Raw genomic sequence first — 17,204 nt, 5'->3', positions numbered from 1 at the left:
GTCGCTGACCTGGGGTGCTAGCTCAACCAGGTCAGCGCGGAGGCAGTGAGAATCGCCCAGCCGAGCATGGCGAGCCCGGTGTCGCGCAGCGTCGGGATCAATGCTGGCCCTTGTGCTTTGGTGACCACCGGGCGGGCGGCCTTGACCATCAACGGCAGCATGACCAGCCCGAGCAGGCGCCACGGGTGACCGATGCCCAGGCCGATGCTGATCAGAACCGGAACGGCGAGCAGCGCCGGGAACAGGATCCGGGTGCGCGCGTCGCCCAACCGGACGGCCAACGTGATCTTGCCGGATTCGCGATCGGTGGGGATGTCGCGCAGGTTGTTGGCGACCAGCACCGCGCTGGAAAAGCTGCCGATCGCCACCGCCAGTGCAACGCCGAGCGGGCTCACCGCCAGCGCCTGGACATACTCGGTGCCCAGGACCGCCACCAAACCGAAGAACACAAAGACGGCGATCTCGCCAAATCCGCTGTATCCGTAGGGCTTCGAACCGCCGGTGTAGAACCAGGCTCCGGCGACGCACGCCGCCCCGACCGCCACCAGCCACCATGCGGTGGTGATGGCCAATGCCAAACCTGCCGCCGCGCCCAGGGCCAGGAATCCGATGGCCACGGCCTTTACCGCCGAGGGTGAGGCCACCCGCGAGCCCACCAGGCGCAGCGGTCCGACCCTGTCGTCATCGGTTCCGCGGATGCCGTCCGAGTAGTCATTGGCGAAGTTGACACCGATGATCATGCAGATTGATACGGCCAGGGCCAGCAGGGCTTTCCACCAGACTGCTGAACCCGCTGCTGCCGCAGCGCCGGTACCGGCAATGACAGGGGCCAGCGCGTTAGGCCAGGTGCGGGGACGGGAACCTTCAATCCATTGCGTGATGCTGGCCATGTGGCAAATCCTGCCACGGCGCGTTCGCGTCGTCCCGGAGGCTACGTGAAGATCAGGCCCGGCCCTCTGGTCACGGCCGCCGCGAACCGGGTCTGAACGTCTGTCCAGTTCACCACGTCCCAGAACGCCGTGATGTAGTCCGCCTTCACGTTCTTGTACTGCAGGTAGTAGGCGTGCTCGAAGACGTCCAGGCCCAGAAGCGGGATGGTGCCCAACGGCACATTGGATTGCTGGTCGTACATCTGGAAGGTCAGCAGCTTCTTGCCGAGGGTGTCGTACCCCAGCCATGCCCAGCCCGAGCCCTGAACGCCGTTGGCCGCCGCAGAAAACTGACTGCGGAACTTGTCGAAGTTTCCGAACTGCTGATCGATGGCGGATGCCAGGTCACCCTGGGGTTTGCCGCCGCCATCCGGTGACAGGTTCTTCCACCAGATGGAGTGATTGGCATGACCCCCGAGATTGAAGGCGAGGTTCTTCTCCAACAGCACGATCGACGCGTTGTCGCCCTTCTCGCGTGCTGTCGAAAGTTGCTCGACGGCGTCGTTGGCGCCCTTGACGTAGGCGGCGTGGTGCTTGGCGTGGTGCAGTTGATTGATCTCGCCGGAGATGTGCGGCTCCAGGGCCGAGTAGTCCCAGTCGAGATTCGGCAATTCATACACGGTGGCCGCCTTTTTCGTGGGAGTCGATTCCTCTCGCGGCTGGTTGGAACATGACGTGAGCGCCAGGGCTCCCGCAGATGCCGCCATCATGAGCAGGAATTGTCTTCGATGTAGTTGAGAACCAATCGAATTCACATATCCACCGTAACCGTGGTGGGCGGTGCGTCAAGGTTCCCGGCGCAAATCTGTCGGAACAATATCGTCGGCGCGGCCGCCGAAATGCGTTGGGAACTATTGCATATGTTTACGCGACCAATGAGTGTGGGGTACGACGATTCGCCCCAATTGGCCATGAGGCGGGACGGTGAACGACAATGGCGGCATGCTCGCGGTGATCGGTGGTAGCGGTTTCTATTCGTTCTTCGACAAACCGGTGCGGACCGTTGCCCCGTCGACACCCTATGGCGAGCCGAGCGCGCCCATCACGATCGGTCTGGTGGGCGAACGTGAGGTGGCGTTTCTGCCACGGCACGGCAGTCGTCACGAATTTTCGCCGCATACCGTGCCCTACCGAGCCAATATGTGGGCGTTGCGGGCGCTGGGCGTGCGCCGGGTCTTCGCGCCGTGCGCCGTGGGCAGCCTGACCCCGGATTTGGGGCCCGGCTCCATCGTGGTGCCCGATCAGTTGGTCGACCGCACCAACGGGCGTGAGCAGACGTACTTCGAGAGCGGCGGCATCCACGTGGAATTCGCCGATCCGTACTGCCCGGGGCTGCGCGCCGTATCCCTGCAGCCCGAGGTTGTCGATGGCGGCACCATGGTGGTGGTTCAGGGGCCGCGGTTCTCGACCCGTGCCGAAAGCCGGTGGTATGCGTCTCAGGGTTTCACGCTGGTCAACATGACCGGATACCCCGAGGCGGTGCTGGCTCGGGAACTCGAGATCTGCTATGCCGCAATCGCCTTGGTTACCGATCTGGATGCCGGCATCGAACATGGACAGGGTGTCCGTGCGGTCGACGTGTTCGCCGAGTTCGAGCGCAATATCGGCGGATTCAAGGAGCTGGTGCGCTCTGCGGTCACTGCCACCGAATCCGTCGACACCTGCGCACATTGCCGTGCACATGAAGGCGTCAAGCTGCCCATCGAGCTTCCCTAGCGGCCGTAACGCGTCTGTCCGTGGGGTTTTTTGGTGAAGGACAGCACTTTTGACGCCACTACCTTGTATACGACCGCGAACTGATCGCCCTCGCCGAAACCGCCGTCGCTCGGCGTGAATTTCCAGTCTTCGCCGTATTTTTCGAAGTAGGCGTCCGCGACGTTGCGCAGCGCGGCGGCATCCAACACGCGTTCGGCTGTGCCCTCGACGACGACGTCGTGCCCGTCATTCCAGGTGCTGATACCCGTTGCGACGGCCACCGCGGCGTTCGCTTCGAGATTGCGGGCCTTCTGCTCGGCAGGGCCTGTGCAGAACACGAACGATTCCTGTTGCCAGATGCCCACGAGCGGGGTGACGTGTGGGCTGCCATCTGCCCGGACGGTGCTGATCCAGTACAGCTCGGCGGCGGCCAGCAAGTCCGAGACGTCGGTCCATGCGGGCGCCGAGGCGCCCGGCTCGCTGAAGCGCTGATCGAAATGAGGGGTGAGGGTCATGCAGGGATAGACCCGCCCCGCCGGCCAGATTCATCGCGGGTACCGTAACGCCATGCGTGATTCGGTCACCGTCCACATGTCGGCTCCCGCAGCCACGATCTGGGAGCTGGTCAGCGATATCACCAACACCGGGAAGTTCAGTCCGGAGACGTTCGAGGCCGAATGGCTCGACGGCGCGAGCGCGCCCGCGGTGGGTGTGCGCTTCCGCGGTCATGTGAAGCGCAATCAGAAGGGGCCCGTCTACTGGACAGTGTGCCGGATCGTCGAGTGCGATCGCGAACGTTCGTTTGCCTTCGCGGTGCTCTTGCCGAACGGCAAGACGGTCAACACCTGGCGCTATCAGTTCGAGCCCGCCGGTGACGGCACCGACGTCACCGAATCCTTCGAACTGACACCGTCATTGCCGGTGCGGATCTACTGGGCACTATTGGGTTGGGCGCGCGGACGCACCAATCGCAACGGCATGCGGGAAACCTTGAATCGGATCAAGGTGGTTGCCGAGGCCGCGTGACTACGCGGAGTCCAGCGCCGACAGCCCGCGTCCTCGAGTCCACACCGGGCTCTTGGTGAAGTGGTTGTCGTATGTTTGCGGCGTTGTCTCCAGCTCGCTGATATCGGCCTGGCCGTGGACGATTCGGTCCAGCAGTCGAAAATAGTCGAAGCGCTGGACACCGGGGGAGAGCACCGTGAAGATGCTGGCGTCGCTGTCGGTGGTCGCGCCGAACGCATGCGGCATCAGTCGCGGAACCAGCAGTGTGTCGCCCTGCTCCAGAATCTCGATGTGATCTCCGGCCAGAACCTCCAGCCGTCCTGACACCAGGTAGAACAGTTCGGTCGAGCGCGTGTGGAAATGCGGTGCGGCGCCGTCGGAACCCCTCGGTAGGTGGATACTGAGCACGCTGACCGCGCCACCCGTCGCATTGGAGTCCATCACCAGTCCGGTCTTGTTTCCGGCTGCAGTGCTGACGATTTCGCGATCGCTATCGCGAACCAGTGGAGCTGATCCCGCCACAAACTGTTCGAGTGTCATACCGCTCAACGGTAGGAACTCAAGTGAACTTGAGGTCAAGAGAAGCGTTTTACCAGGGCGCGACGGTCTAGTTTTCCGATTCCGCGACGGGGCAGTTCGTCGAGCAGGTGCAGTTCGCGTGGTGCCGCGGTGCCGTCGAGCGTCGCGGTAACGTGCTCGCGCAGGTCCTCCAGAGTGGGGGAGCCCTCGGGTGCCGGCACCACCGCAACCGCGACGCGCTGGCCGAGCCGATCGTCGGGCACGCCGAAGACGGCGCATTCGGCAACCAGGGGATGAGTGCCGAGGGCGGCCTCCACCACCTGCGGGGCCACGGTGAGCCCACCGGTGCTGATGGCCTCGTCCAAACGTCCCAGCACCCGGAGTCGGCCATCCTGGAATTCGCCGAAGTCGTCGGTATGGAACCATCCGGGTTCTGCGAAGGCTTTGTGGCCCGGCATGTTTCGATAGCCCGCTGCCAGCGTGGCGCCGCCGAGGCTGATCTGACCCTCCGTTCCGATGCGTACCTGCACACCGCTGAGTGCCACACCGTCGTACACGCAGCCTCCGCAGGTTTCGCTCATGCCGTAGGTCCTGACCACCGGAACGCGTGCCTGCGCCGCCTTGATGGCGACCGCAGCGGGCAGCGGCCCGCCGCCCAACAGAACCGCGTCGAAGGACGCGAGTGCCTCGGACGCTGCCGGGTCCTGTAGCGCTTTCGCCAATTGTGTTGCCACCAAAGAGATGTATCGGCGACTGCCGGTCATTTCGGCAGCCGCTCGCGCAAAGTCCGATACGGAGAAGCCTGCCGAGACATCGAGCACCACGGGATCGGTGTCGGCCTGGATGCTGCGCAACAGCACCTGCATCCCGGCGATGTGGTGGGGCGGCAGTGCCAACAGCCATTGGCCGGCACCACCCAGGCGTGCGTGCGTCGCGGCGCCGCTGGCGGACAGTGCTGTGCCGGTGAGCATGGCGCCCTTGGGTTTCCCCGTGGTTCCTGAGGTTGACACCACCACCGCGACATCCTCGGCGATGGGCTCGTCAGCCGCGAGCTCCGCGGCCAGGAAATGTGCGTGATCGGCATCGTCGGCAGGCACCGGCAGCACCGCATCGCCACGGCCGTCGAGCAGTTCGGCCAGGCGGGGAAGCAAGCCGAGCATCGTCTGCCCGCTGGGCACGGGCAACGCGCGCAGCAGCCGCGTCACGCCGGGTGGTCGAAGGACTGACCGGAGCCCGGCTCGTCTGTGTGGTCCGCGGGCTCGCGCGGATCATCAAGGGGCCACCCCTTTTTCGACAGCCGTTCGCGCACGCGCTCGATGTCTTCTCCGGTGGGCAGTTCATCGGTGATCTGGGTGATGAGTACCCCGATATCGATGTTGTCGAAGTCGCCGCGGGCCATCAGCTCACGGGCCACGGTCTTGACCTCTTCATTGGAGAGGCGGCGACCGAGCAATGCCAACAGCGGGACATAGTCGGGCGGCGGGACACCCTCGGGGTATCCCGCCCGAAGCCAGGTGACGATCTTGTTCAGAAATGCGTTCACGGCCTCTTACTCCTGACAGGGGGACGGGCGGCCGTCCTGGTTCATGTCGACTGCATAGCGATGCTAGTGCCGATGGCTTCCATTGTCGCCAGGCTGAAAGGTAGTCGCAAACGTCTCGGAGCCCGGCGCGCAGTCCGAACAGTCAGCACCCGGAAGGTTAACGGAATGTGAACTCCTTGCGGGAAATATCAAACTGGCCGGTCAGCGCCCAAACTTGGTCCGCCATCAGCTGGTCAAAGTCAAGGCCTTTGCCCCAGAATTAGCGCCATGGACGCAACCATGATCATCCTGGTGCTGTTGATCGCAACGGCACTGGCCTTCGACTTCACCAACGGTTTCCATGACACCGGTAACGCCATGGCCACGTCCATCGCAACGGGCGCTCTGAAGCCCAAGACCGCGGTCCTGCTGGCCGGCGTGCTGAACCTCGTCGGTGCCTTCCTCTCCGTCGAGGTTGCCGTCACCGTGACCACCTCGGTGATCAAGGTGCAGGACAGCAAGACCGGTCACCTGCTGCCCAACATCACCCCGTCCATGGGCCTGACGATCATCTTCGCCGGTCTCATCGGCGGCATCCTGTGGAACCTGCTGACCTGGCTCTTCGGTATTCCGTCCAGCTCGTCGCACGCGCTCTTCGGTGGCCTCATCGGTGCCGCCCTCGCCGCGATCGGCACCTCGGGCGTCAAGTGGGACGGCATCCTGCAGAAGGTGATCATTCCCGCGTTCGCCGCACCGCTGATCGCGGGCCTGGTGGCCGCCGCCGGCACGTGGCTGGTCTACCGCATCACCCGCAATGTGGTGAAGAAGCGGCGTGAAGAGGGCTTCCGCTGGGGCCAGATCGCCACTGCGTCCCTGGTCGCGCTGTCGCACGGAACCAACGATGCGCAGAAGACCATGGGTGTGATCGCCCTGGCGCTCATCACCACCGGCCACCTGACCGGAAACGTCAAGGAGACCGGCCTGCCGTTCTGGATCATCGCCAGCTGCGCCATCGCCATTGGCCTGGGCACCTACCTGGGTGGATGGCGCGTCATCCGCACCCTGGGCAAGGGCCTCGTCGAGATTGAGTCCCCGCAGGGTCTGGCTGCCGAAGCGTCCTCGGCCGCGATCATCCTGAGCTCGAGTGCTGCCGGTATGGCACTGTCCACCACCCACGTGGCGACCGGTTCCATCCTGGGAACCGGGGTCGGCAAGCCCGGCGCCGAGGTCCGCTGGGCCGTGGCCGGCCGCATGGTGCTGGCCTGGCTGGTCACCCTGCCCGCCGCGGGCATCGTCGGCGCGCTGTCCTACTGGCTGTCGCACCTGGTCGGCAACCTCACCACCCCGATGGTCGGCGACCTGATCATCTTCGCCCTGCTGGTGGTGCTCTCCGGCTACATGTGGTGGCGTGCGCAGCAGGAGAAGGTCGACTCCAGCAATGTCAACGCCGATTGGGACGAATCCACCAACTCGGTGGTCCCCGCCGATGTTCGTGAGGTCGAGCTCGAAGCGTCCGACGAGGTGTCGGTCAAGGATGCTCCGAAGAAGGACTCCGCCAACGACACGGCTTCGGTCTAGCCACCCCAGCGAAGAGAAGGAATCCTCGATGAACTACTTGGAAGCCATCGGCAAGGTGCTCGTGGTTGGGCTGATTCTCGGTGCGGGTCTGCCTGCCGTCTTCGCGGCGGGCCTGGTCGCCTACTCGTCGGGTGCCGGTGGCACCAATGACGACGGCACCGTGGTCGCCCCGAACCCGGCCGTGAAGTTCCTGGGACTGGCGCTGTTCACCCTGGTTGGCGCGGTCATTCTCATCGCGCTGCTGTGGATCACCCGGACGACGATCATTCACCACACCGGCGTTGACTTCTTCCCGTTCCTGAAGAAGTAGCCAAGACGCATAAAAGACACCCGGCAGGAGTTACTGCCGGGTGTCTTTGCGTAGCGGGTGGTCCGGGGGGATCTGCACGAAGATCAGCGTGATGCCGTCGGGCGCCGCGACATGCATCTCATGCAGACCCCACGGCTCTTGTCGCGCGACGCGAGATATCGACGCCCCCCGGCTTTCCAGCTCGGTCTGGGTGGCGTAGACGTCACGCACCTGGAGCCAGAGCGCACCCGGAAACGGCGGCGGGGGACTGTCCGGGCGGCCGTGCCCGGCGATCTCGATGAGCGACTGGCCGGCGAAGAACACCATGCCCGCCCCGTAGTCGCGGGCGATCGCCAGCCCCAGCGTGTCTCGGTAGAACGCCAGCGTCGTGTCATAGTCCTTAGGACGCAACAATATTCGGCTGGACAATATCTCCATGAGCCGTGTCTACCACGGCAGGCCGAACTAACCCAGGGTTTCGGGACCGGTGCGCGCCATGCGTGTCACCAGCTCGGGCGCCACCGCGTTCACCGTCGCGGCCAGCACCGAGAAGCGTGGGGCGATCCGTGCGGGACGCACGCGTGCTGCCAGCACCATCCATTCGGCCGCCTCGGCTGAGGTCAGTGCGGGTGCGTCGGTGAAGGCATCGGTGGGGGCGATCATCGGGGTACGCACCAGGGGGAAGTAGAGCGTGCTGGTGTGCACGTTGTACTTGCCGTACTCGGCGTCCACGATGCGACTGACCGTCGACAGTGCTGCCTTGGACGCGTTGTACACCGCGAACTTGGGCACCACGTCGTTGAGCACACCCCAGGTGGCCACGTTGATGATGTGCCCGCTGCGGCGTTCGACCATGCCCGGTGCGAACCCGCGGATCAATCGCAACGGCGAAAAGTAGTTGAGCTGCATGGTCCGTTCGGCGTCGTGCCAACGGTCCAGGGATTCGTGGGTGGCACGCCGAATGGAACGACCGGCGTTGTTGACCAGGATGTCGATGCCGCCGTGGCGTTCTGTCACCGTCTCGACGAGTTTGTCGATGGCATCCAGGTCGGAGAGGTCGCAGGCGATGGCGTCGGCCTCGCCGCCGCCCGCGGTGATGCGGGCAGCGACCTCGCTCAGCAAGTCCTCGCGGCGGGCGACCACGATGACCTTGGCTCCGAGCTGGCCGAAGCGGTACGCGGCTTCCTCGCCGATGCCGGAAGAGGCGCCCGTGATGAGCACACGCTTGCCCTTGAGGGGGACCCCGTAGTTGGGATCGAACTTGGCCCGCAGGAGTGAGGGGCTGGGATATGGCTGCATGGCCGCGCGCGCGATGGCTGTACTGACGCGACTGCTGACCGAGTTCTTACTCACGAGTAAGAACTGTATTCCTCTTTCGACGGGCGCGAAATGCCGGGTCCCGGTGACATAGATCTCGCACGGTCTCGCGTATCGGCGGTGCCCTACGCTGGCCTCACTCACCCAATGACGACAAGGACGTGGCTCTATGGGATCGCTGGCAGGTAAGACCATCATCATGTCGGGAGGCAGCCGCGGTATCGGGCTGGCGATCGCACTCCGAGCGGCGCGCGACGGCGCGAATGTCGCGATCATGGCGAAGACGGCCGAGCCGCACCCCAAGCTTCCCGGCACCATCTACACCGCGGCCGAGGAGATCGAGGCCGCCGGTGGTCATGCGCTCGCCATCCTCGGGGACGTTCGCGACGACGAGGTGGTGGCGTCCGCGGTGGCCCAGACCGTCGAGAAGTTCGGTGGGATCGACATCGTGGTCAACAACGCCAGTGCGTTGAATCTCGCACCGTCGGAATCGATTTCGATGAAGGCCTACGACCTGATGCAGGACATCAACGCGCGGGGCGCCTTCTCGCTGTCGAAGTCGGCGATCGGGGCGCTCAAGGAGGCCGACAATCCGCACATCCTGACCCTCTCGCCGCCGATCACCTTGGAACCCAAGTGGTTCGACCAGACCACCACCGCGTACACCATCTCCAAGTTCTCCATGAGCCTGGTGGCCATCGGGCTGGCTGCCGAGCTGCGTAAGTACGGCATCGCGTCGAACTCGCTGTGGCCCCGCACCACGATCGACACCGCCGCAATCCGCAACATCCTCGGTGCGGAGCTGGTTGCCCGCTGTCGTTCGGCCGAGATCATGGCCGACGCCGCGTACGAGATTCTGATCAAGCCGAGCCGCGAGGTCACCGGAAACAGCTTCATCGACGACGAGGTGCTCACCGAGGCCGGCGTCACCGACTTCTCCAAGTATCGCCAATGTGCCGAAGAGGATCTCGAACTCGACTTCTGGATGGAACGCGCTGCCAAATAGCGCCAAAACCGAGTAGTCGGATACTCGCGCTTCCATCCCGGGATTCATCGACGATTGCCCCACTCAGCTCAACAGAGGGGTACCCGCGATGTGTAAGACCGAGCCTCGGCGGTGGACGGATCTGCTCCAGCCGCGCATCATGCTGCCCGTCGCGGTCGCGATTGCCGCGGCGGCGGTGGGCCCATTTGTACGTAGTCCCATGCTGCTGGGCGTGCTGGCATTCGTGGGACTGTTGGCGCTGACGTTGGCGCTGTTTCCCGCGATCAAACAGGTGGAATTCGGTCTGCCGTCCGGGCTGCGGATAACGGCCGACCTCACCCGGCGCGAAGAGGAGATGTCGCAAACCTTCGAGGTTCAAAAGCCGATCTTCGAAGAGTGCGCGAGCCTGCTATGCGACGATCCGGAGCTCGCCAGGCGCTTGATGGAAACGGCGATCGCCCAGGCCACTCTCAAATGGCGGGGGCCGGTACACCCGTCGATCCAGACCTTCACGTTGTGCTGGTTTGTCCATGCGCTGATCGCGCATTCACGCCTGACGATGACCGGGCAATCCAGCTCCGGACCCAACCCGCTGTCCCGGTTGACGCAGGTTCAACGGGTGGCCACGGTGCTCAGCGCGTTCGCAGAGGTGGGAATCGATGACCTCGCGGACATGCTCGGGCTGACCCCCGCACAAGTGCAGGACGAACTGCGGGCTGCCGACGGCGTGCTCGCCCCGATCGCCTACTCGCAGGGGCCGGGCCGATGAACGATCCAGCCATTCGTGGACTGCTTCGGTCCGCCACGCGCGGCCGACAGGCGGTGCGCCTGGACGTCCCCCGATCGGTGGCAGCGGGAATCGGACAGCTGCGAGGCCGAATTCTGATGTGGTACACGGTGACCGGCGCGGTGGCCGTGATGATCGCCGCCGGGGCGGTGGGTGCTCACGCCGCGCTCGCGCAATCGGGAGAGGCGGGCCGTGACGTGCCGGCCCCGGTGATCCATTCGGTCTCCACCGCACCGGCGGTAACCCCGGTGACCGTCACCGCAACGGAAATCGGTACCTCGACCAGGACAGCGACAGAGACGGAAACCAGGACGGTGACCTCTAACTCGACGGCAACCGAGACAGTGACATCGTCCACGACGGAGACGGTGACAACGATGGAAACCGTACCGAGCACCGTCACGAGTACGGCCACGGTTACGGTCCCCACGACGATTGTGTCGACGACGACGGTCACCTCCGTGGTGCCGTCGACGTCCGGCGGCGGCCATCGCTGTAGTCCCAACCCCTGCTAAGCCCGGCCTTTCGGGCCTAGTAGTGCCAGGGGTAGGGCGACCAGTCCGGCTTGCGCTTCTCCAAGAACGAGTCGCGGCCCTCGACGGCCTCGTCGGTCATGTAGGCCAATCGTGTTGCCTCCCCGGCGAACAACTGCTGTCCCACCAGGCCGTCGTCGGTGAGGTTGAAGGCGTACTTCAGCATTCGCTGTGCCTGCGGCGACTTTTCGTTGATGGCGGCGGTCCACTCCAGCGCGACGGTCTCCAGATGCTCGTGGTCGACGACCTCGTTGACGGCACCCATGTGGTGCATCTGCTCGGCCGTGTACGGCCGGCCCAGGAAGAAGATCTCGCGGGCGAATTTCTGCCCGACCATCTTGGCCAGGTATGCACTGCCGTAGCCGCCGTCGAAGCTGCCCACATCGGCGTCGGTTTGCTTGAAGCGCGCGTGTTCGCGACTGGCCAATGTCAGGTCGCACACCACGTGCAGGCTGTGTCCACCACCGGCGGCCCAGCCATTGACCAAGGCGATCACCACCTTTGGCATGAAGCGGATGAGACGCTGCACCTCCAGGATGTGCAGGCGCCCCGCGCGGCCCGGATCCACGGTCTCTGCTGTCTCGCCCCCGGCGTACTGATACCCGGTGCGGCCCCTGATGCGTTGATCGCCGCCGGAACAGAATGCCCAGCCGCCGTCCTTGGGGCTTGGGCCATTGCCGGTGAGCAGTACCGCACCGACATCGGAGGTCATTCGTGCGTGATCCAGGGTGCGGTACAGCTCGTCGACAGTGTGCGGCCGGAATGCGTTGCGCACCTCGGGCCGGTCGAACGCGATCCGCACGGTGCCTTGGCTGACGTGCCGGTGATAGGTGATGTCGGTCAGGTCTTCGAAACCGGGCACCGGCCGCCAGCGCGTCGGGTCGAAGGGATTGGCGGTCTGCCCGTCGTCTGGGGTCATGGCTCCGACTCTAGAGGCCGCCTTGTACGCGGCCGCTCAGAAGCTGCCCGCGAAGGACTACGCCGTCGACTGCGCCGTCGAGGGCGTAGTCCATTGGGTGAAGAGGCCAGGTGGTGGCTGCTGGCACCATGCCCACTTGCCGCCTTCCTTGCGGAACTGGTTCGGCTTGGTCTGGGTTTGGATGCCGGTGCCGCCGAAGCTGTAGGTCGCGGTGATGTCTCCGGTAGCGCTGTCACCCACGATCTTAATGTTGTCGATGGCGAACTTCTCGACAGTCGTGGACTCGCGGATGATCTGTAGCACGGTGGCCTGATAGGAGAATTGGTCGCGGTTGACGATCGCCTTGACGAGGGTGGCGCGTTCGCCGCTGCCGGCGCTCGGGAACCGTTGTGCCACACCGCTGGCCAGAGTCGAGGTATCTCCGTACATCAGTGCCTGCTCGGCACCCTTCCAGGAGTTGATCGAGGGAACCAGCTTCTCGTCGGCGGTGCGGCTGGACACCTGATAGCGGGGGCAGGTCAGGGCGTTCCCGGCGTCCAGGTCCAGGCTGCCGAGTGCCTTGCCCAACTGCGCGGTCACCTGACGGATCTGCTCCTGGTCGCTCTCGGTGGCTGCCGCCGTGGTCTGGGGGGTTTCGGTGGGCTTGGTCAGCGTCTGGTAGACGGTGCACCCGGACAACGCGATGGCAAGTGCGGCCACCACCACTGCCGAGCGCGCTGTCCTACGGAAATGTGTGGCACGCACCTGAGGCATCGTCGAATACCTTCCCCGTGAGATATGTCAATGACCAGATCATTAGTCTGGCTCAAGAAATTTAACTCATGGTGGCCCGGCCGTATTCCCGCCCTGTCCGACCGGATATCAGCGCCGCTTGATCGGATGACGGCTCAGAATCGAAATCCGGTTGAAGGTATTGATCATGATTGCCGACCACACCAGCGCCGATACCTGATCATCGGACAACTGCGCACGCGCCGCGGCGTATTGCTCGTCGGTGAGATGGTCTCCGGTGACCTCCGTCACCGCTTCGGCGATGGCCAGGGCCGCTCGCTCCACCTCGCTGAACAAGTCGGCTTCCCGCCACGCCGGCAGTACGGCGATGCGTTGTGTCGACTCGCCCTCTTCCAGCGCGATCCGGGTGTGCAGGTCCAGGCAAAACGAGCAGCGGTTCAGCTGGGATACCCGAATGTTGACCAGTTCCAACGTTGTTCGCGAGAGCCCTGCCTCGGCGGCCCGCGTGCGCAGCTCGGCGGCGGCCTTGGTCAGTCCCTGGTAGACAGACGGGGTTTGCTTGTCGATGTAGACGCGATGCCGGCTCATCCCTGGTGTGCCTCGACCGCCGCCAGTGCCTCGCGGCTGACCGGGTCGACGACGTCGTCGAACTCGTGGTGCTTGCCGACGAATTTCCTGACGTAGGGGCACACCGGGACGATCCTGCGTGCCGTGGACCGGGTGGACGTCAGCGCGGATTGCACCAGTGTCCCGGCCAGGCCGCGTCCGCCGAACTTCTCGTCGATCTCCGTGTGATAGAAGATTCGCACCGCTGTACTGCCGAGTGAGGTGTCCAGGTATTCGGTGAACCCTGCCAGTTCACCGTCTGCCGTGATCTCGAATCGGTGGTTGTCCGGTGCGTCGGCGACCGTGGCTGTGGCTTCGGATCGGTCCATGGTGACCAACTATGCCGCACGTGCCGCCAGTTCGGCCGATGATGATGACATGAGCAACACCGAGACCACCCCGACGGAAACCCGCTGTGAGGGTGGCCCCTGCCCACGGGACGGCGCCGGACGTCCGGTGGTCGAAATACTCACTGCCCGAGAGGTTCCGCTCGGCGGACCGCGTGCGATGACGGTGCTGCGGACCTTGCCCCAGGCCCAGCGATCCCTAATCGGCGCCTGGTGTTTTGCCGACCACTACGGACCCCACGAGGTCAGCCGGACCGGTGGCATGGATGTCGCGCCCCACCCGCATACCGGCCTGCAGACGGTGAGCTGGCTGTTCACCGGAGAGATCGAGCATCGCGATAGCAACGGGGTGCACGCAATGGTGCGTCCGGGGGAGCTCAATCTGATGACCGGTGGCCGCGGTATCTGTCATTCGGAGGTGTCGACGGCCGGCACTACCACGCTGCACGGCGTGCAGCTATGGGTAGCTCTGCCCGGCGAAGCGCGGGACGCGGCACGAGACTTCCAGCACTACGCGCCCGAGGTCGTCGTCGTGGGTGGGGTGAGCCTGCGGGTGTTCTTGGGTGCGTTGGCAGGGCAGGTATCGCCGGTGCGTACCGCCACCCCGTTGCTGGGTGCGGAGCTGTTGCTAGAGCCGCGCAGCGCGGTGCGTTTCGACATCGATCCAGGGTTCGAGCACGGGCTCTTGGTAGACACCGAGGCCCTTGAGTTGTCGGGCACCCGGCTGTCGCGTGGGGAGCTCGGATACGTCGGCACGGGGGTGCAGCAGCTCGCCGTGACGAATCCCACGGATGAGGTGGCGCGCGCGATCCTGTTGGGCGGCAGGCCGTTCGGCGAACAGATCGTGATGTGGTGGAACTTCGTCGCTCGTGACCACGACGAGATCGTGGGGTTCCGCGAGGAATGGCAGGCCGAGTCGGAACGCTTCGGGCAGGTGGAAGGTTACCGGGGTGCGGTGGCCCGACTGCCCGCGCCGCCGTTGCCGACGGCGCGGATGGTGCCGAGACGTAATGCCCCGACCGCCAATCCGGGCATCGCGACATCGTGATTCTCTCGTACGTCCGCTCCACCGCGTGGATGGGCTTTCTGCGCCAATGGTGGACCGAGCCGGTGCCTACGGGCTGGCTGCGAGCCTTCTTGCACGCACGCAAGCTCGATCGGACGGTTCGCAACCTCATCGGTGCGTATGCGCTGATATTCGCCGCGATCTGTGTTGTCGTGCAGTTCAGTGACACCGGGCCACGCAGCACGATCGGTCGCGTCATCGTCGGGGTGTGTGCACTCGGGTCGCTCGGGTGGGCGGTGCGCTGGGTAGTCGGACCGTGGCCGTCGCTGCGTGAGGCGGTGGTGTTCGTCGCCTTCGCCGATGTCGGCATCGCGTTGGCCTGCTGGCAGGACTCGGATCCGCTGGCGGGTCTGGTGGGGACCGTGCTGTTCACGCCTGTCGGGGCGTACGTCAGCTTCTTCCTAGGGAACCGGCTATTGGTGGCCCACGTCGCGTGGTGCGCGCCGATGATCGTGGCGCTCTCGGCCCGGCTGTTCGCCGAGGGGACCATCGGTGCGGCGATGACCGCGCTGGTGAAGGTGACCAGCATGCTGCTGGTCGTGGTGTTGATACCCGCGGTGATCCAATTCGGGATCGCCGTGGTGCGTCTGGATGCGCTGGCCGCGCAGCGCGATCCGCTGACCGGGCTACTCAATCGCCGTGGCATCTACGGTGAGTGGCAGCGCCTGTACAGCGAGTCGACGCGAGAACACCTCTTGGAAGGCGACGGGGTGATTGCCGCGGCCATCGTAGATATCGACCGGTTCAAGTCGATCAACGACCGCTACGGCCATGGCACAGGGGACCGGGTACTCGTCGACCTGGCCAATGCGTTCACCTCGGGGGCGATAGGTGCAAGCGTCGTCGGCCGCTCGGGCGGTGAGGAGTTCCTGGTGATGACGGTCTGCCCGGCGGGGGCCGTCGGCGACTTCGCCGCCCGGCTCAGGGAGGCCGTCACAAACTCGATGCCGGCGGGTATCGAGGTGACGGCGAGTGTGGGTGTTGCGGCCCAGGCGATCTCGCGGGTGGTGTCGGTGGCTTCCCGGGAAGCGATCGACGTGCTTACCGCGTGCGCCGACCGTGCGATGTACGAGGCCAAGCGCGGTGGCGGAAACCAATCGCGGATTCGTCATCCGGGTGAAGAGTCCGACGATCAGTACGTGTGGCGCTGGGGCGCCTAGCTCTCGGGCGGGTCGAACCGGAACACCGCGGCGATCCCGGCGAGTGCCTCGAACTCATCCGGGGTGCCCTCCTTGACCAGCCCGGCATTCCTGATGAAGCCCACGCCGGTAGGCACCTCGACGGGAAATGCGCGCAGTACCGGGCGTGAGTCCTCGGGGGAGAGTTCGACGATGCGTACCTGCTGGGTGTGGCGTCCCCGGGTCAAGGTGCCCTCTTTGGCCTTGCGGGCATTGGCAATCCAGGCCGAGCCGGGCACCCCGCCCACGGCATAGCGATGTCCGTCGAGCGTGAACGGGGTGATCGGAGTCGAACGCGGCTTGCCGGATTTGGCGCCCGGCACGGTCAGCACCACCATCGGCAACTTGAGGCCTATCTTGTGCCCGCCGATGACGACCTTGTTGAAGTACCTGAGCCATTTGGGAACGGGTTTGATGTCAACTGACATGACATCACGGTACGCCCTCGGGTGCCCGCTGGCTAGGGGGTCTTACCCTGCAGGATCTCCCCGAGAAGCCGGGCGATCTGCTCCTCGGCCACGATCGCGTTGAGCCCCAGTTCGGAGAGCTTCCGCGAGACGTCGGTGTGGCCGGAGAGGATGGCCAGCAGCAGATGCTCGGTCCCGATGTAGTTGTGGCCCAGCCGAAGTGCGGTGTGCAGCGTGGCTTCCAGGGCCTCTTGTGCGTCGCCGTCGAACTCCGCCGTGGGCAACCTGGGGGCGACGGCGTCGTAGTCGGGTGCTGTTCGCTCGGGGATTCCGAGAGCCTCTGTCGTGATGCCGGCCTGCGTAACGATCAGTGCAGCAAGACCTTTGGGATCGCTGATGGCGCCGGCCAGCAGGTGAGCGACGGTGATCGGTGTGCCGTCGGCCAGTGCGAACGCCGCCGCGGCGACGACGGCGCGTCGGGCCCGGTCGGTAAAGCGGGAGAACATCCGCACCGACGGCACGAAGCGCTTCTGCGCGGCCTGCTTGGAGACGCCCATGCTGGAACCGATCTCACTCCAGGAGGCACCGGAACGCCGGGCCTGGTCCACGAAGTGCCCGATCAGCGCGTCGGCGTGATCGGACAGGCGCCCGGACAGCAGCATCGCATCCGAGAGGTGGTCCAGGGCCGTGCCGTCGGGATGCATCCCGCGCACGGATTCGATCAGGTTGTCGAAGGAGATGGAGAACTCGGGCATGCGTCAACTCTAGGTTGACGAACTTGAGCATGTCA

Annotated in this window: 23 protein-coding genes; 8 read left to right on the top strand and 15 right to left on the bottom strand. The window is 64.9% G+C overall.

Annotation, left to right across the window (positions count from 1 at the left end):
- Positions 1–17 precede the first annotated feature (17 nt).
- Together MYCSP_RS18655 and MYCSP_RS18650 are read right to left on the bottom strand one after the other, a co-directional pair.
- Complete coding sequence (locus MYCSP_RS18655) at positions 18–890, bottom strand: 1,4-dihydroxy-2-naphthoate polyprenyltransferase (RefSeq protein ID WP_083013425.1); 873 nt, start codon at positions 888–890, stop codon at positions 18–20.
- Between the two features lie 41 nt (positions 891–931).
- Positions 932–1,549, bottom strand: coding sequence for a superoxide dismutase (locus MYCSP_RS18650; protein ID WP_235629571.1), 618 nt, complete (start codon positions 1,547–1,549; stop codon positions 932–934).
- A 322-nt stretch (positions 1,550–1,871) separates the two neighbouring features.
- On the opposite strand from MYCSP_RS18650, the gene MYCSP_RS18645 reads away from it, so the two are divergent.
- Positions 1,872–2,645, top strand: a complete 774-nt coding sequence (locus MYCSP_RS18645; RefSeq protein WP_070910001.1) for an S-methyl-5'-thioadenosine phosphorylase — start codon at positions 1,872–1,874, stop codon at positions 2,643–2,645.
- Here MYCSP_RS18645 and MYCSP_RS18640 read toward each other — a convergent pair.
- Positions 2,642–3,139 carry a pyridoxamine 5'-phosphate oxidase family protein gene (locus tag MYCSP_RS18640; RefSeq protein ID WP_088414674.1) on the bottom strand — a complete coding sequence of 166 codons (498 nt, stop codon included), beginning with the start codon at positions 3,137–3,139 and terminating at the stop codon, positions 2,642–2,644. The genes MYCSP_RS18645 and MYCSP_RS18640 overlap by 4 nt on opposite strands.
- Before the next feature lie 52 nt (positions 3,140–3,191).
- Between MYCSP_RS18640 and MYCSP_RS18635 the strand changes: the two genes are divergently transcribed.
- Positions 3,192–3,650, top strand: a complete 459-nt coding sequence (locus tag MYCSP_RS18635) for an SRPBCC family protein (protein WP_088414672.1) — start codon at positions 3,192–3,194, stop codon at positions 3,648–3,650.
- On the opposite strand, the gene MYCSP_RS18630 is transcribed toward MYCSP_RS18635, so the two are convergent.
- Genes MYCSP_RS18630 through MYCSP_RS18620 form a run of 3 tightly spaced genes read right to left on the bottom strand, consistent with a single transcriptional unit; the run spans position 3,651 to position 5,691 of the window.
- On the bottom strand, positions 3,651–4,169 hold the full coding sequence (locus MYCSP_RS18630) for a cupin domain-containing protein (RefSeq protein WP_162266262.1): 519 nt from the start codon (positions 4,167–4,169) through the stop codon (positions 3,651–3,653).
- A gap of 35 nt (positions 4,170–4,204) precedes the next feature.
- A complete protein-coding gene (gene menE, locus MYCSP_RS18625) occupies positions 4,205–5,353 on the bottom strand; it encodes an o-succinylbenzoate--CoA ligase (protein ID WP_088414668.1) in 1,149 nt (382 codons plus the stop codon).
- The gene (locus MYCSP_RS18620; protein ID WP_070909275.1) at positions 5,350–5,691 is read right to left on the bottom strand and encodes a DUF3349 domain-containing protein; all 342 of its coding nucleotides are present in this window, start codon (positions 5,689–5,691) and stop codon (positions 5,350–5,352) included. Before MYCSP_RS18620 ends, menE begins: the two co-directional genes overlap by 4 nt.
- Positions 5,692–5,958: 267 nt before the next feature.
- Between MYCSP_RS18620 and MYCSP_RS18615 the strand changes: the two genes are divergently transcribed.
- Positions 5,959–7,248, top strand: coding sequence for an inorganic phosphate transporter (locus MYCSP_RS18615; RefSeq protein ID WP_088414666.1), 1,290 nt, complete (start codon positions 5,959–5,961; stop codon positions 7,246–7,248).
- Positions 7,249–7,276: 28 nt separating this feature from the next.
- Complete coding sequence (locus MYCSP_RS18610; RefSeq protein ID WP_088414664.1) at positions 7,277–7,558, top strand: hypothetical protein; 282 nt, start codon at positions 7,277–7,279, stop codon at positions 7,556–7,558.
- Between the two features lie 30 nt (positions 7,559–7,588).
- Here MYCSP_RS18610 and MYCSP_RS18605 read toward each other — a convergent pair whose 3' ends face one another.
- Positions 7,589–7,975, bottom strand: coding sequence for a VOC family protein (locus tag MYCSP_RS18605; RefSeq protein ID WP_088414662.1), 387 nt, complete (start codon positions 7,973–7,975; stop codon positions 7,589–7,591).
- Positions 7,976–8,002: 27 nt separating this feature from the next.
- Positions 8,003–8,890 (bottom strand): SDR family oxidoreductase, encoded by an 888-nt coding sequence (locus tag MYCSP_RS18600; RefSeq protein ID WP_088414660.1) that lies wholly within the window; start codon positions 8,888–8,890, stop codon positions 8,003–8,005.
- 133 nt (positions 8,891–9,023) lie between these two features.
- Here MYCSP_RS18600 and MYCSP_RS18595 point away from each other — a divergent pair, with 133 nt between their 5' ends.
- Positions 9,024–9,860, top strand: coding sequence for an SDR family oxidoreductase (locus MYCSP_RS18595; RefSeq protein WP_088414658.1), 837 nt, complete (start codon positions 9,024–9,026; stop codon positions 9,858–9,860).
- A gap of 88 nt (positions 9,861–9,948) precedes the next feature.
- Positions 9,949–10,608 (top strand): hypothetical protein, encoded by a 660-nt coding sequence (locus MYCSP_RS18590; RefSeq protein ID WP_088414656.1) that lies wholly within the window; start codon positions 9,949–9,951, stop codon positions 10,606–10,608.
- Between the two features lie 175 nt (positions 10,609–10,783).
- On the opposite strand, the gene MYCSP_RS18585 is transcribed toward MYCSP_RS18590, so the two are convergent.
- From MYCSP_RS18585 to MYCSP_RS18565, 5 genes are all read right to left on the bottom strand, one after another.
- Positions 10,784–11,131, bottom strand: coding sequence for a hypothetical protein (locus MYCSP_RS18585; RefSeq protein WP_157886201.1), 348 nt, complete (start codon positions 11,129–11,131; stop codon positions 10,784–10,786).
- A gap of 26 nt (positions 11,132–11,157) precedes the next feature.
- Complete coding sequence (locus MYCSP_RS18580; protein ID WP_088414652.1) at positions 11,158–12,078, bottom strand: 1,4-dihydroxy-2-naphthoyl-CoA synthase; 921 nt, start codon at positions 12,076–12,078, stop codon at positions 11,158–11,160.
- 57 nt (positions 12,079–12,135) lie between these two features.
- The gene (locus tag MYCSP_RS18575) at positions 12,136–12,831 is read right to left on the bottom strand and encodes a hypothetical protein (RefSeq protein WP_088414650.1); all 696 of its coding nucleotides are present in this window, start codon (positions 12,829–12,831) and stop codon (positions 12,136–12,138) included.
- 108 nt (positions 12,832–12,939) lie between these two features.
- Positions 12,940–13,398: a carboxymuconolactone decarboxylase family protein gene (locus MYCSP_RS18570; protein ID WP_088414648.1), complete on the bottom strand. Its 459-nt coding sequence runs from the start codon at positions 13,396–13,398 to the stop codon at positions 12,940–12,942.
- On the bottom strand, positions 13,395–13,745 hold the full coding sequence (locus tag MYCSP_RS18565; protein WP_088414646.1) for a GNAT family N-acetyltransferase: 351 nt from the start codon (positions 13,743–13,745) through the stop codon (positions 13,395–13,397). Before MYCSP_RS18565 ends, MYCSP_RS18570 begins: the two co-directional genes overlap by 4 nt.
- A gap of 49 nt (positions 13,746–13,794) precedes the next feature.
- Here MYCSP_RS18565 and MYCSP_RS18560 point away from each other — a divergent pair, with 49 nt between their 5' ends.
- Positions 13,795–14,811, top strand: coding sequence for a pirin family protein (locus tag MYCSP_RS18560; RefSeq protein WP_088415665.1), 1,017 nt, complete (start codon positions 13,795–13,797; stop codon positions 14,809–14,811).
- Entirely contained in the window at positions 14,808–15,989 is a 1,182-nt protein-coding gene (locus MYCSP_RS18555) for a GGDEF domain-containing protein (RefSeq protein ID WP_083013437.1), read from the top strand. The genes MYCSP_RS18560 and MYCSP_RS18555 overlap by 4 nt, the downstream gene beginning before the upstream one ends.
- Here the strand turns inward: MYCSP_RS18555 and MYCSP_RS18550 are convergent.
- The gene (locus MYCSP_RS18550; protein ID WP_083013438.1) at positions 15,986–16,435 is read right to left on the bottom strand and encodes a nitroreductase/quinone reductase family protein; all 450 of its coding nucleotides are present in this window, start codon (positions 16,433–16,435) and stop codon (positions 15,986–15,988) included. The two genes, MYCSP_RS18555 and MYCSP_RS18550, sit on opposite strands and share 4 nt — an antisense overlap.
- Before the next feature lie 32 nt (positions 16,436–16,467).
- Positions 16,468–17,169 (bottom strand): Clp protease N-terminal domain-containing protein, encoded by a 702-nt coding sequence (locus tag MYCSP_RS18545; protein WP_088414644.1) that lies wholly within the window; start codon positions 17,167–17,169, stop codon positions 16,468–16,470.
- Between the last annotated feature and the right edge of the window lie 35 nt (positions 17,170–17,204).

Origin of the sequence: Mycobacteroides saopaulense (genome assembly GCF_001456355.1) — a bacterium.
GTDB lineage: Bacteria > Actinomycetota > Actinomycetes > Mycobacteriales > Mycobacteriaceae > Mycobacterium > Mycobacterium saopaulense.
This window is presented reverse-complemented; position numbering and strand designations above follow the sequence as displayed.